This is a genomic window from Streptomyces sp. MnatMP-M17, from assembly GCF_900091995.1.
Taxonomy (GTDB): Bacteria; Actinomycetota; Actinomycetes; order Streptomycetales; family Streptomycetaceae; genus Streptomyces.
The window spans coordinates 1-12,660 of record NZ_FMDK01000010.1; the positions used below are offsets into that span (position 1 = coordinate 1).

General features: G+C 68.8%; 14 protein-coding genes and 2 pseudogenes. 6 read left to right on the forward strand and 10 right to left on the reverse strand.

What is annotated here, in order from left to right; genetic code table 11:
* Both GA0115259_RS39860 and GA0115259_RS00505 read right to left on the reverse strand, forming a co-directional pair.
* Positions 1-498: pseudogene (locus GA0115259_RS39860) on the reverse strand (ABC transporter substrate-binding protein); the annotation flags it as partial.
* An 84-nt stretch (positions 499-582) separates the two neighbouring features.
* Entirely contained in the window at positions 583-1,704 is a 1,122-nt protein-coding gene (locus GA0115259_RS00505; protein ID WP_256097857.1) for a PP2C family protein-serine/threonine phosphatase, read from the reverse strand.
* Positions 1,705-2,042: 338 nt separating this feature from the next.
* Here GA0115259_RS00505 and GA0115259_RS00510 point away from each other — a divergent pair, with 338 nt between their 5' ends.
* A complete protein-coding gene (locus GA0115259_RS00510; RefSeq protein WP_237539657.1) occupies positions 2,043-2,657 on the forward strand; it encodes a DUF4328 domain-containing protein in 615 nt (204 codons plus the stop codon).
* A gap of 66 nt (positions 2,658-2,723) precedes the next feature.
* Here the strand turns inward: GA0115259_RS00510 and GA0115259_RS00515 are convergent, their stop codons facing one another.
* Positions 2,724-3,767: an MmyB family transcriptional regulator gene (locus tag GA0115259_RS00515; protein WP_093589124.1), complete on the reverse strand. Its 1,044-nt coding sequence runs from the start codon at positions 3,765-3,767 to the stop codon at positions 2,724-2,726.
* A gap of 188 nt (positions 3,768-3,955) precedes the next feature.
* Between GA0115259_RS00515 and GA0115259_RS00520 the strand changes: the two genes are divergently transcribed.
* Positions 3,956-5,503 (forward strand): MFS transporter, encoded by a 1,548-nt coding sequence (locus GA0115259_RS00520; protein WP_093589127.1) that lies wholly within the window; start codon positions 3,956-3,958, stop codon positions 5,501-5,503.
* Here GA0115259_RS00520 and GA0115259_RS00525 read toward each other — a convergent pair.
* The 3 genes from GA0115259_RS00525 to GA0115259_RS00535 all read right to left on the reverse strand — a co-directional run bounded on the left by GA0115259_RS00525 (position 5,435) and on the right by GA0115259_RS00535 (position 7,593).
* Entirely contained in the window at positions 5,435-6,214 is a 780-nt protein-coding gene (locus GA0115259_RS00525) for a hypothetical protein (RefSeq protein WP_093589130.1), read from the reverse strand. The genes GA0115259_RS00520 and GA0115259_RS00525 overlap by 69 nt on opposite strands.
* Positions 6,211-6,792, reverse strand: a complete 582-nt coding sequence (locus GA0115259_RS00530) for a SigE family RNA polymerase sigma factor (RefSeq protein WP_093589133.1) — start codon at positions 6,790-6,792, stop codon at positions 6,211-6,213. The genes GA0115259_RS00525 and GA0115259_RS00530 overlap by 4 nt, the downstream gene beginning before the upstream one ends.
* Before the next feature lie 108 nt (positions 6,793-6,900).
* The gene (locus GA0115259_RS00535) at positions 6,901-7,593 is read right to left on the reverse strand and encodes a hypothetical protein (protein ID WP_202449515.1); all 693 of its coding nucleotides are present in this window, start codon (positions 7,591-7,593) and stop codon (positions 6,901-6,903) included.
* Positions 7,594-7,792: 199 nt separating this feature from the next.
* On the opposite strand from GA0115259_RS00535, the pseudogene GA0115259_RS42635 reads away from it, so the two are divergent.
* A pseudogene (locus GA0115259_RS42635) lies at positions 7,793-7,961 on the forward strand (NPP1 family protein); the annotation flags it as partial.
* Positions 7,962-8,283: 322 nt separating this feature from the next.
* Here the strand turns inward: GA0115259_RS42635 and GA0115259_RS41375 are convergent.
* Positions 8,284-8,688 carry a hypothetical protein gene (locus GA0115259_RS41375; protein ID WP_237539658.1) on the reverse strand — a complete coding sequence of 135 codons (405 nt, stop codon included), beginning with the start codon at positions 8,686-8,688 and terminating at the stop codon, positions 8,284-8,286.
* A 218-nt stretch (positions 8,689-8,906) separates the two neighbouring features.
* On the opposite strand from GA0115259_RS41375, the gene GA0115259_RS41380 reads away from it, so the two are divergent.
* The 3 genes from GA0115259_RS41380 (at position 8,907) to GA0115259_RS00555 (ending at position 10,655) form a co-directional block, all read left to right on the forward strand.
* Positions 8,907-9,227: a hypothetical protein gene (locus GA0115259_RS41380; RefSeq protein ID WP_237539659.1), complete on the forward strand. Its 321-nt coding sequence runs from the start codon at positions 8,907-8,909 to the stop codon at positions 9,225-9,227.
* 155 nt (positions 9,228-9,382) lie between these two features.
* Positions 9,383-10,207 (forward strand): LLM class F420-dependent oxidoreductase, encoded by an 825-nt coding sequence (locus GA0115259_RS00550; RefSeq protein ID WP_093589136.1) that lies wholly within the window; start codon positions 9,383-9,385, stop codon positions 10,205-10,207.
* Between the two features lie 16 nt (positions 10,208-10,223).
* Positions 10,224-10,655, forward strand: coding sequence for a TIGR03668 family PPOX class F420-dependent oxidoreductase (locus GA0115259_RS00555; protein ID WP_093589139.1), 432 nt, complete (start codon positions 10,224-10,226; stop codon positions 10,653-10,655).
* Positions 10,656-10,704: 49 nt separating this feature from the next.
* On the opposite strand, the gene mug is transcribed toward GA0115259_RS00555, so the two are convergent.
* The 3 genes from mug to GA0115259_RS39865 all read right to left on the reverse strand — a co-directional run.
* Positions 10,705-11,313 carry a G/U mismatch-specific DNA glycosylase gene (gene mug / locus GA0115259_RS00560; protein ID WP_093589151.1) on the reverse strand — a complete coding sequence of 203 codons (609 nt, stop codon included), beginning with the start codon at positions 11,311-11,313 and terminating at the stop codon, positions 10,705-10,707.
* Between the two features lie 159 nt (positions 11,314-11,472).
* Positions 11,473-12,345, reverse strand: a complete 873-nt coding sequence (locus GA0115259_RS00565) for a TauD/TfdA dioxygenase family protein (protein ID WP_093589142.1) — start codon at positions 12,343-12,345, stop codon at positions 11,473-11,475.
* 81 nt (positions 12,346-12,426) lie between these two features.
* Positions 12,427-12,660: hypothetical protein (locus GA0115259_RS39865; RefSeq protein WP_161230252.1), on the reverse strand; the 234-nt coding region annotated here is incomplete at its 5' end.

Here is a 12,660-nt window from a genome sequence, read left to right on the forward strand (position 1 = left end):
CCCGCCGCTGGCCTGGTCACGGCCGCCGAGCCACCACAGGGTCTGGGCGCTACGGGACCAGTTGCGGTGCTCCGCGTAGCAGTGGTTGCGCAGCTCGGCGTGGCGGCGCTCCATGAGGCCTTCGATGGCGGGCGCGGTGACGACGGAGCGGAGCAACCGGTAGCTGTGCAGACGTAGTTCACCGGTGCCGGGCGGCATGGTCTCGGCGAGCTGGAGCGTCAGATGCTCGAAGAGTTCGAGCGGCGGCGGGTCGGTGCCGTCCGGCAGTCGCGGAATGTACGCGTGCGGAGCGAGGACCTCGCTGCGCCCGCGCATCCGCGAGCGCAGCCCCGTGACGATCCGGCGTCCCGCGGTGCCACCGTCGGGCTCATTGAGCAGAACGACCGGCACCCTGCTGCGACTGCGCCGCGGCTGTACCACCAGCTTGTCGAACGCGTCGACAAAGCGCTCGACGCCTGGATAGGCCGGAATACGGCTTTCTGAATCCCCCGAAGTCATGACCGGGCCCCCTGTTCCCCCTGAGAAACACCAATCGTTCCCATTAACTCTTCTACGGAAACGTGGAGTTGACTTATCCGTGGCCTAACGGGCGGCCGGGGTGGCGGTGACACGGTGGGCGACGAGGGCCGCGAGGTCGTCGTCACGGATGCCCGAGACAAAGGCGAGTATGTCCTGGTGGAGGAGGTCCAGGAGTTTGCGCGGCGAGGCGGAGGCCCAGGGTCGGACACGCTGGGCGAGAGGGTAGAAGGTCCCGGCGCGATCACGGGTCTCGCTGACACCGTCGGTGTAGAGAAGCAGACTGTCGTCGGCGGCGAACGGGATCGTGTCCACCCGATAGTGATCGCCGAGCAGGGAAGCCATGTTCATCGGCGCTGACGGCGCACTGGGCTCCACCTCGCGCACTTCGCCGTCGTGCAGCAGCAGCGGCGCCGGGTGTCCGCAGTTGACCAGGCGGGCGACGGGCTCCTCGGCGGGAATCTCCACGAGCACGATGGTGACGAAACGCTCCAGTACGTCCTCGCTGGGCACGGCTTCGCAGTATCCGTTGATGCTGCTCTCCAGCCGGCCGGCCAGAGTCGGCAGGTCCGGAGTGTCCTGGACGAACACCCGGAACGAGCTGAGGACGACCGAGGCCGCCTCGACGGCCGGCAGTCCCTTGCCGCGTACATCACCGATGATCAGCCGTACTCCGTACCGCGTCTGTACCGCCTCGTAGAAGTCGCCGCCGATCCGGGCGTACGCGGCGGCGGCCTGGTAGAGCACTTCGATGTCGACCTGCCCGAGATGATTCGGCAGCGGGCGCAGCAGCACCCGCTGCGCGGTCTCCGCCACGGCGCAGACCTGGGCGAGCGTGCGTTCTCGGTTCTGCCGTACGCGGCTGGCGTAGGCGGCGGCCAGGGTGATGGCGGTGATCGCGAGCAGGGTGAAGTAACCGGGTGTCCGGTTCAGATCGTGTTCGACGGTCAGACCGAGGACGGTGTCGGCCGCCAGGGCCAGTGCTCCGACGCCCAGCGTGCCGACCACGGGGAACATGGCCGCGGCCAGCGCCGGTGCCGCCCCGAGCAACCGGTTGAACTGGAGGTGGGGCGTGAGGGCCGCCACCACCGAGACCACGACGATCACCAGCAGCGGGGTGAGGAGCGCCGCCTCGAAGGGCCGGCCCTGGTCCCGCATCCGCTGGGAGAGCCGCTTCGGGGCGGTCACAGCCGCCTTACTGAGCGTGCCGACCGTAGAAATAGGGCATTCCTCTCATCTCGATGTAGTAGCCACTTTTCGTTCAGGGAGTCGAATAGTCAAGGGGCACACGTCGGCCGCCCTTCGGTCCCGCGCGTTCTTGGCCTTCCGGACCTGCGGTTTTGTCATGGACGGACTGTCCGTGGCTGACGTACTGTCCGTACGCGCGTTCTTGTGCGCGTTTTCTTTCCTTTTCGTGCCTGTGGGGGACCATTGTCATGTCTGCATCCAGCGATCTCCGCCCGCGTTCCGCTCTGCCGGCCCGGATGCCCCGATCACCACTTGCCCTCCTGGCAGGAGTGTCGGCGATGCTGACGGCCGTTGCCCTGAGCGACCTGTTCGCCGTCTATGCCGGTGTCAGGATCCACGCGATGACCGACGGGGACGGTGGCTTCGCTTTCATCCCGCAGCTGGAGCTGGACGATGCCGACGCGCTGTACGGGACGGCAGGCCAATTCCAGGGGATCACATTCCTCGTCTGCGGGATTGTCTTCATCATCTGGTTCCACTCGGTGCGCCGCGTCGCGGGAGTGCTCGGGCCGGACCGGTTCCGCACGGGCCCGGGCTGGGCGATCGGGTCCTGGTTCATCCCGCTGGCGAACTTCTGGCTGCCCTACCGCATCGCCGTCAGCATGTGGGGCGCCAGCACGCGGCTGCCCGCCGACGGTGAACCGTACAAGGTCTCCTTCTGGCCGGTGAACCTGTGGTGGGGCCTGTTCGTCACCGCGACCCTGTTCAACCGGTACGTCGCACAGCGCTACGAGAACGCAGAAACTCTCGGCGAGATCCGGAACGCGGTCCTCCAGGTGATGCTGGCGGACACTCTGGACATCGCCGCGGTAGCGGCAGCGCTGTACTTCGTCATCCGCCTGACCACGATGCAGCGCCGGAAGGCGTCGGAACCACCGTTCGGCACGGCCTGAGCCGTAACCCGCCCGCTGCCCCGCGACTCGCTGGGCAGCGCGGCTTTCACTCGGGAGACGGTCCGTTCAAGGGGGGTTTGTTCCGGAATCCGGCCGGGCGACGTGCTTCGGCAGACTTCCCGGCCGCAGCGAGGTACGCGCTCTCGACCTCGGCGGCCTGGACTCCGTCCGGGCTTCGCCGACGGCTGGGGCCTGTCCGTCGCCCTGACCGGGACCGATGCCCGCGGAGGCGTCGGCCGGATGCGGGTGCGGGTGCGGATGCGCCTCGACGAGCGTACGCAGCAGGCTCAGGCCGGCCTCGGCCGGGGAATCGCGCTCGGCGCTGTACATCAGCGCCCACTGGCCGGACTCGTCCGGCATGCGCAGCGTCTCGAAGGAAAGCTCCATCGGTCCCACCAGCGGATGGTGGAGGGACTTCACGCCGGACACACAGTTCCGTACCGGATGGCGCTGCCAGAGGGCGGCGAACTCCGGGCTCTTCATGAGCAGTTCGCCGACCAGCTCGGCCAGCCGGCGGTCGTCGGGACAGCGCCCGGCCATCAGCCGCAGCGAGGACACCGCGCGTTTGGCCTCCTCGTCCCAGAGCGGATACAGCTCGCGGGTGTGCGGATCGAGGAAGAGCAGCCGCTGGAGATTGGGACGCTCGGTGTGCCGCTCGGGAGCGGCGAAGTCGAGATGACCGCCGACCAGGGCATGGCCCAGAGGATTCCAGGCGAGCACATCGCTGCGCCGGTCCAGCACGATCGCGGGCACGCCGTCCATGGCGTCGATGAGCTGCTTGGTGCCGGGCCGGACAGGGACCGCCCGGTCCGGCGGACGGCGCTTGGCGCGGCCGGGACGGGCGAGATTCCGCAGATGGGAGTGCTCGTCGCCGCTCAGCCGGAGCGCACGGGCGAGCGCGTCGAGCACCGCTTCGGAGGCGTTGCCGCTCTGGCCCTGCTCCAGCCGCGCGTAGTACGCCGCGCTCACGCCGGCGAGCTGTGCCAGCTCCTCGCGCCGGAGGCCAGGCACCCGCCGCTGGGCCCCGTACGAGACCAGTCCGACGTCCTCGGGCTTCAGCCGTGCACGTCGTGTGCGCAGGAATTCACCAAGCTCCGCGGGAGTGTCCATGCCGACCAGTATGGCCGCGCTCTCCCGGCCGTACCGGGGCCGTCCCACACCCTGCGAGTGGTAGGACCAGCGGTGACACGCACGCCGTGCGTACGCGGCGCCCGTGGCTGGCTGCCCGGACAAGGCAACCACAGACTCTCGGTCGGCGCGATGGCCGTGCCTGTCCGACGACGAGAGGGAACCCGACGATGTCGACACTCGACGGTGTGTCAGAGCAACAGCCTTCAGCACCACCCGAGCGGCTCACCGGCCGGCTGAAGCTCGTCCTGGTGGTGCTGCTGGTCGCACAGTTCATGCTCGCCGTGGACTTCTCGATCCTGAACGTCGCGCTCCCCGCCATAGGCAAGGGACTGGGCTTCTCACTGGGAAACCTTCAGTGGATCGCCACCTCGTTCGCCCTCGCCGCCGCCGGATTCACACTGCTCTTCGGCCGGATCGCCGATCTTGTCGGCAGGCGCCGGCTCTTTCTGATCGGGCTCGCGGTCCTGGGCGCAGCCTCACTGCTCGGCGGGCTCGCCGTCAATCCCGAGACGCTGCTGATCGCCCGTGTGGCACAGGGCCTGGCGACGGCCGCGGTGACACCGGCCGGTCTCTCGCTGCTGACCTCCTCTTTTCCCGAGGGTCCGCTGCGCTCCAAGGCGCTCGGCCTCAACGGCGCGCTGATGTCCGCCGGGTTCACCACCGGCGCGGTCCTCAGCGGTGTACTCACCGATCTGCTGAGCTGGCGCTGGTCGTTCCTGATCAATGTGCCCGTCGTACTGGCCGTGCTGAGCATCGCGCCGACCGTGATCTCCGAGAGCCGCGCCGACGACGCGAACCGTGGCGACGACGAGAGCCATGGCGATGTCCGCGCACGGCTCGATCTGCCGGGCGCGCTGGCCGTGACCGTCGGGCTGCTCTCCCTGGTGTACGGACTGACCATGGCGGGCGAGCACGGATTCGGCGACCCGAAGGCCCTCGTCGGACTGATCCTGGGCGTGGTGCTGCTGGTGGTCTTCTACTTCGTGGAGAAGGGCGTTCCTCAGCCGCTCGTTCCGGTACGCATCCTCCGGCGGCGCTCGGTGATCTTCGGCAACCTCGCCGGTCTGCTCGCCTTCGTCACCGAGACCTCTCTTGTCTTTCTGATGACTCTCTATCTTCAGAAAGTGCTCGGGTTCTCACCGCTCGCGGCCGGTCTGTCCTTCGGAGTACTGGGACTGGGCACCGTCGTCGGCGGTGTCGCCGCGGCCCGGGTGATCGGCGGGATCGGCACCACACCGACGCTGGTGACGGGCGGTCTGGTGCAGGCGGTGGCCACGGTGGCGCTGGTCGGCCTCGGCGACAGCCGGAGCTCGATGTGGCTGCTGCTGATCGCGACCTTCGTCGGCGGTGTCGGGAACATGCTCGTCATCGTCGGTTTCATGGTGACCGCCACCTCGGGTCTGCCCGACGCGGAGCAGGGCATGGCGACCGGTATGGCCACCATGAGCCAGCAGGCCGGTATCACCATGGGCACACCGATCATGAGCGCCGTCGTCACGGCTCATGTCGGCGGGTCCGCCGATCCGGATGTGATTCTGGCCGGTGTGAGTGTCGCCGTGCTGGTCAACGCGCTCGTCGTGGTGGCCGGTGTGATCATGGCCGCGCTGTTTCTGCGCACGCCGCGCACGCCAACCCGTGGTATCGCTTCAGAGCCTCGCGAGGACCTTGCCCGTGGCACCGTAGAGAGTGATGCCGCGGACAATCTCCGGCCCTGACACGCCCGTCGGTTCGGTGGTGGCGTACCAGACGCCCCAGCCGGGCCTGCCCGCCAGTTGCAGCAGTTCGGCGCGCACCACCTTGCCGGTCAGTGTTGTGATCTCGACACGTGCGGCCTCGCGCGTCCCGTAGTAGATGCCGGAATGGAAGTAGCGGTCGCCCACCGTTTCCGCCTGATGCGAGACTCCGGGCTCGCTCATGTCGAGGTTGCCATTGCTCACACTGCCGAACTGGTCGGGCTGTTCGGGAGTGGACCAGTGCTTGCCGTCCTTGGTCAGCCACACCTCCACGCCCGGCGCGGCCTTCACCCGCTGGTTCGGCTGCACCACACGGGCCGGCTTCGGCGCCGGTTCCGGAGCGGGCGAGGGCGTCGGCGGCGCCGCGGTGAGGACCGGCGCGGGTACGGGTACGGGATCGGGCGGCGCGGTGCCGCGTACGAGGACGACGGCCAGCGGGCCCAGCAGCAGTCCGCAACCGGCCATCACCAGAGCCGCGTTGCCGCGTCGGCGCCGGGCGCGGCCGGCCCGTTCGATCGCCGCCAGCGGCGCGGCAGAGGGCGTGACGGCGTTCGCGGCCTCGGAGAAGGTGTCGCGCAGTACGTTGTCGTACGCACGGTGGTATGCGCGAGAGTTCGCGCCGAGGTTCGCGTTGGCGTAGGCGTTCGGGTACGCGTCGTCCGGCCGGCGTTCGGCCTCGGAGGCGGGATTCATGGGCGGGCTCCGGTTCCGGCGCCGGTGCCCGGGACGGCTTCGGTGCCTGGGACAGCTCCGGCTCCGGCTTCCGACCCGGGAAGCCGGCGGGCGATGACGGGATGGGCGCGCAAGGTCTCCAGTGCGCGCCGGGCATGGGTCTTGACCGTTCCGACCGAGCAGTTCAGCACCTCGGCTATCTCCTGTTCGCTCAGGTCTTCCCAGTAGCGCAGCACCACCACCGCACGCTGCCTGGCCGACAGCGTCTCCAGGGCCTGGGTGACGGCGGCACGCTCCTCGATGTGCTCGGCGTGCCCGGCGTGCCGGCCGTGCACCCGCTCCGGCATCAACGGTGTCAGCAGATGGATGACGCGCCGCTTCCGCACCCGGCTGAGGTTGTTGTTGATCAGTGACCGGCGCACATAGAACTCGACTTCCTCGCGAGGGATCCGCCGCCAGCGCGCACAGACCTTGACGAGAGTGGTCTGCACCAGATCCTCCGCCTCGTGGAAGTCACCGGTGAGCAGGTGCGCGGCGCGTACGAGGCGGGGCCAGGCCGCGGCGGCGTACTCGGCGAAGTCGTCGTTCGTGTACGGCACTACCGGCGGTCCCTCGGTTCGAGCGGATTCGGGTGGAGAGCGGGGAGGACGACGGTACGGGTGGGGGCCTGGGCTCCCCCGGGCGGTCAAGGCCCCCACCCGAGCTTGTTAGTTGCCCGGAGAGGCCAGGGTGGCCAGGACACGGCCCGCCGTGTCGTACAGGGTGACGCTACGGATGAAGTCGACCGGCGCGCCGCTGTCTGTGCCCCTGCCGGTGCCCGCGCCTTCGGGACCGAGGACCTTGGCGACTGGGGGCAGTTCGGTGGTGGTGTACCAGGCGCCCCAGCCAGGCTTGCCCGCCAGCTCCACCATCGAGGCGCGTACGGTCCTGCCCGTCCGGGTGGTGACCTCGACGCGGGCCGCGGCACGGCTGCCGTAGTAGACGCCGGAGTGGAAGTAGCGGTCGCCCACCGATTCCGACTGGCGGGAGACACCGGGTGTGCTCAGGTCGAGGTTTCCGTCGGTGACACTGCGGAACTGCTCGTCCATGTCCGGAGTGGACCAGTACTTGCCTTCCTCGGTCAGCCACAGCCGGACGCCCGGCGCGGCCTTGACCCGCTCGCCCGGAGCGACGACGCGTATGGACGGCGCCTGGTCGGCGGGCCGTACACCGGCGCCGGACGCGGCCGACGCATCGGACGCGCCGAACGCGGCTGACTCACCAACGGACTTGGCGGACGGCGCGGAGGCCGAAGGCGTGGAGGACGTCCCGCCCGAGGTCAGCGCGTACGCTCCCGTCGGCACGGCCAGCACCGCCGCCGTGACCGTCGCGGCGGCCACATACTTCTTGATCCGTATCATGAACGGACAACTCCTTGTGCGTTTTTGAGAGGGAACGGTACGGAGGGCGCCTCTCCATCCCTTCAAACTCCGGTTGCCACAGGGCCGGATGACACCAGCACCGAACTTTTTCCGGCCGCCTTGCCGCCGCGCTGTGCGTACCGGATCCGTGAAAAGCGCAGCCGCGCGCCTCCCGGAGAAGCTGGCCCGAGCATGCCAATCTGACGGCTGGCGCGCGATCATGTACGGCCTACTTCGAGAAGGACCAGGCCGTGGCAGGCAGCGGGCTCGGCGGGCACCGCCACGACTGGGAGCATGTCGTGGTGTGAGTGCAGGCCAACGAGGCCAAGTACGTCTCCACCTCCGCCCACGGCAACTTCAACTACCACCTGGAGCGGGCCAAGCCGGCCGGCATCCCGTTCGACCCCAACGCCTGACCGGCACCGGCATCTGACGGGCGGGGCCGGAGGACGGACACAGCGCCCTCCGGCCTCGCCTCGTCCTCCGGCCTCGCTGGACAGGACCTCCGGACACGGCCTAGCGGAAGATCGCCATCGCCTGCACTTCGAGGACCGCGTCCTCGGCGTTCCAGTCCTGGACCTTGCCGAGGCAGCGCGCAGAGAAGGTGCCCTGCCCGACCTCGGTACGCGGCCCTTCCGTCGCACAGACCGGCCTTCAACCGGAGACCGGCCCTCACTCGGGCACCGGCCCTCACTCGGGCGTCCCGGGCGAGGTCTCGGGGGCCGGGCAGCCTCCCACGATCGAGATCATCCGTTCCGGGTACCGGAGTCTGGGCATCGCCGAGCGGGTGTCGTCGCCCTCCACCGACGGGACCGGGATGTTCCGGTCCTCCAGGAACGTGGTGAGCTTGTCGCTCGCGACCTCCCCGGTGGGATCGAGGATCCGGAAGCTCAGCTCCATCGCCCGCTGACGCAGCTCCGGGTCACGCGTGATCAGATCACCGAGCCGGTCGCCCTCCTCGTTGAGCGCGATGAACTGAGGCTGTGTCACGAACTGGGTGGACGGATGGAGCAGCACCCGGTCCGAGTCCAGCTTCCCCGACTCGGCCTGGTACTGCGCCTGGTACGTGAGGTATTGGTGCTCGTACGCCACCACGCCCGGTGCTATGCCCTTGCCCCGGAGCCCGGCTGCGGGGTGGCGATCTCGGCGTCCTCCAGCGTCTCGGCGTACGCGCGGTAGGTAGGAGCACGATCGGGCTGACGAACGGCCGGTGCACCTTCGCGTATCCGTTCGTGGCCGCTCGCTGAGCGGTGATCAGATCGCCGGCGGGCTGCCCGGAAGGGAACACGAAGTCGTACGAGGAGATGTCCTGGATGGCCACCTCGCGCGAGCCCGAACTGGTGATGTGCACGCGGATACGGTGTTTCAGAAGCAGCCGCTGGACCTCGGGATCCTCGAAGAAGTCCCGTTTGGAGGCCATCTTGCCCTTCAGTGTGACGATCCGTTCGAACGGCAGCAGGATCTTCCCGCCGGCGGCCAGCAGAGTCACACCGGTCAGTACGGCGGCCAGCAGAGCCAGGAACACGACGAGGAAGCCGCGCCGCATCCACCAGGACGACGACGGCCGCCGTCTCTCCAGCCATGGCTCCCCGACGACAGATCTGTCCCCGATGACCACGGACGCCCTCCGGTGATAGTCCGATCGGGTGAATGGACTGTTGTGGCGAGTCCGATCGGGGTAGCTGGCCATGGACGGCGACCGCGTGCGCGGAAACGCGCCACTCGGAACGCACTATTCGGAACACAGCACTCGGAACACGCACCGGGAACCCGAACCGAAGGAGCCGCAGTGAAGTTCGGCGTATCGACCTTCATCACCGACCAGGGCATCGCACCGGCCGCGCTGGGGCGCGCCGTCGAGGAGCGAGGGTTCGACTCCCTGTTCATCGCCGAGCACACCCATATCCCGGTGGAGCGACGCACACCGTATCCGGACGGCGGCGAGATGCCGGAGATGTACTACCGCACGCTCGATCCGTTCGTCGCGCTCAGTGCCGCCGCCGCGGTGACCGAGCGGATCCTGCTGGGCACCGGCATCGCACTGGTGGTGCAGCGGGACCCGATCATCACGGCCAAGGAGGTGGCCTCCCTGGACCTGGTCTCCGGCGGACGGATGGTCTTCGGGATCGGTGCCGGCTGGAACAAGGAGGAAATGGAGAACCACGGCACGGATCCGCGCACCAGAGGCCGGCTCGTGGACGAACGGCTGCGGGCCATGCGGGAGCTGTGGACGGAGGAGAAGGCCGAGTTCCACGGGGAGTTCGTCGACTTCGACCCGGTCTACTCCTGGCCGAAGCCGGTCCAGCGTCCTTATCCGCCCATCTACGTGGGCGGTGGCGAGGCCGCCTTCCATCGAGTGGCCGCCTTCGGTGACGCCTGGCTGGCCAACAGCTGGCCGCCCGAGGAGCTCGGAGCGATGATCGCCCGGATGCGGAGCGTCGCGGGCCGGGACGTGCCGGTGACCGTCTTCGGGGTGTCGAAGAATCCGGAGATCATCGAGCAGTACGCACACGTCGATGTGGACCGGGCGCTGCTCTATCTGCCGACGAAGCCGGAGGCCGAGACGCTGGCGTACCTCGATCAGCTCGCCGACGTCGCGGAACGTTTCCGGTGAGCCGCCAGGAGCAGCAGTGCCGGAGATGACGGGCGGGCAGGCCCGGGAGTGCTTCGTCCGCTCCCGGATCGCCCGCCTGGCGACCACCGACGCCTCCGGCCGTCCGCATCTGGTCCCCATGGTGTTCGCCCTGACCGGTGACACCGTGGCCTTCGCCGTGGACCACAAGCCGAAGCGGTCGGTACGGCTGAAGCGGTTGGCCAATATCCGCGCCCACCCGGAGGTCTGTCTCCTCGTCGACGGCTACGACGAGGACTGGGACCGCCTGTGGTGGGCCCGCGCGGACGGCACCGGCTCCGTACTGCCACCGGCCGCCGCGTCGGCCGCAGCCGCCCGGTACGTGGGCCTGCTGACGGAGAAGTACCACCGCCAGTACGCCGACCACCTGCCGGAGGGCCCGGTGGTGGAGATCACGGTGACCCACTGGTCCGGCTGGCACGCCACCTGACGCCCCTGACGGCACGTGACGCCTTCGGCCGGCTGGGAGCGTCGGGAGCTCAGGACCGGTTGGGGAACGGACCGTTGCCCAGGACGGCCGAGCGGTCAGGGAGGCCGGTGGCGACACGTAGTTTGGCGAACTCGACCGCCAGAGCCGAGGGCGGGTAATGGGCGTTGAGTCCGCTGGGATTGGGCAGGACCCAGACTTGTGTGGTGCCGATGGTGAGGGACTGGCGGCCTACGGTCGCGTCGGGGGCGTTGAACGCGGCGCGGTAGCCGGTGACGCCCAGCAGGGCGAGCCAGGCCGGGCGGCGGGCGAGTACCAGTTCGCGCAGATGTCTGCCGCCTGCCACATACTCCGGCGCGGTGAGTTCGGCGGCGCGTGACGTCGGTCTGTGGACGATGCTGGTGATGCCGATCCCGAGGTCCAGCAGCCGGTTCTCTTCCGCGGCGTCGATCAGCCGTGGTGTGAAGCCCGCCCGGTACAGAGCGGGCCACAGCCTGTTTCCGGGGGTGGCGAAGTGATGGCCCGCGACGGCGGAGGAGAGACCGGGATTGATCCCGACGAGCAGGACCGTGAGATCGTCGGCGATCAGATCCGGCAGACGGGTGCCGCGCGCGGCGTCCAGCTCGGCGCGCGTCGGGCGATGTCGTGGTGTGTCGTTCATCGGGTCTGTTTCTCCCACACGGCCGTCGGGCGCGTCCAGGAACCGCTGATGGACGGCCATTCGGTGTGGTGGCCTCGGTCCCATCATGCCGAAGGCCCGCCGGTTCATCACGGCGGGCCCCGGCAGAGGCACGGGTACGGGTACGGGCGCGAGGCCCGCTCAGCCCTTGAGTGGACCGCCGTTGATCGCGACCCGCTGGCCGTAGCGCGTGAACGGGTAGTAGTCGTATGTCGCGTGGTGCTGTACACAGCGGTTGTCCCAGAACACCAGTGTGTTGGGATTCCACCGGACACGGCAGGTCAGCATGGGCCGGCTCGGCACCACATTGAACAGCATGTCCAGCAGCGCCCGGCTCTCGTCCGGCGAGAGCTGCGGGATACGCGCCGTGTAGGCCCTGTTGACGTAAAGCAGCCTGCGGTCGGTCTCGGGATGGCGTACCACCAGCGGATGTTCGCTCTTCGGCGCGACATATCCCGGCGGCGGCGTATAGCCCTGGAAGGCGACGAGTCCGTCGTGCACGGCGGTCAGACCGTCCAGAAAACCGCGCAGGGCGGGCGACAGCATCTCGTAGGCCAGATGCATATTGGCGAACAGCGTGTCGCCGCCGCTGCCCGGCTCCGGTATACGGGTGATGTAGAGCATCGAGCCGAGCGAGGGCTCCGCGTCGGCGGTGCCGTCCGCGTGCCAGCCGTTGCCGGCCACATTCGCAGCCTCGGGCGTGGTGCTGATCTCCAGGGTGTACGGATCGCCCTCCGGCGGCGGAGGATTCACCGGGCGCAGCTCGCCGAAGTGGCCCGCGAAACGCTTGTGCTGCTCCTGGCTGAGGATCTGGTCACGGAAGACCAGGACATGGTGGTCGAGGAACGCCGCCTTCAGATCGCGCAGTTGCTCGTCCGACAGTTCCTGTGAGAGATCGATGCCGGAGACCTCGGCGCCGATGACGGGAGTGAGGGAGTCGACCGCGAGGGTGGTGTACTCCCTCCGGGGCCGTGCCGTGACGCGCTCGACGGCTTCCAGTTCGTAACTCTCCACGCGGTTCCTCCTGTGGTGGAAATGGGACAGGTACGGGTACGCGGCTCTGCGGCCCGTGGGCCGGCAGTTCGGCGCTACACGTCAGTGGGGCTCGGCGATGTGGTGCGACACCGCGTTGATCGCCGTGGCCACCGTGTGCGCATGAGGCGGCCGGACGATTCCGTAATGAGTGGTGTCGAGCCGGTACCAGGCGCTCGGTTCCGGGAGATGGGCCCGCCACAGCGCGCGCTGCTCGTCAGGTGATCCCAGCGACGGCAGGCCCGGCACCGGCCGCTCCGCCAGCCAGAGGTGGCTGGGCGTGGTGGCCAGCGGCCG

Coding starts and splice junctions, on each gene's coding strand:
- GA0115259_RS00510 (WP_237539657.1), top strand. CDS start 2,043: ATGCTGACGGCCGTTGCCCTGAGCGACCTGTTCGCCGTCTATGCCGGT.
- GA0115259_RS00515 (WP_093589124.1), bottom strand. CDS start 3,767: ATGGACACTCCCGCGGAGCTTGGTGAATTCCTGCGCACACGACGTGCA.
- GA0115259_RS00520 (WP_093589127.1), top strand. CDS start 3,956: ATGTCGACACTCGACGGTGTGTCAGAGCAACAGCCTTCAGCACCACCC.
- GA0115259_RS00525 (WP_093589130.1), bottom strand. CDS start 6,214: ATGAATCCCGCCTCCGAGGCCGAACGCCGGCCGGACGACGCGTACCCG.
- GA0115259_RS00535 (WP_202449515.1), bottom strand. CDS start 7,593: ATGATACGGATCAAGAAGTATGTGGCCGCCGCGACGGTCACGGCGGCG.
- GA0115259_RS41380 (WP_237539659.1), top strand. CDS start 8,907: ATGGCCACCTCGCGCGAGCCCGAACTGGTGATGTGCACGCGGATACGG.
- mug (WP_093589151.1), bottom strand. CDS start 11,313: ATGAACGACACACCACGACATCGCCCGACGCGCGCCGAGCTGGACGCC.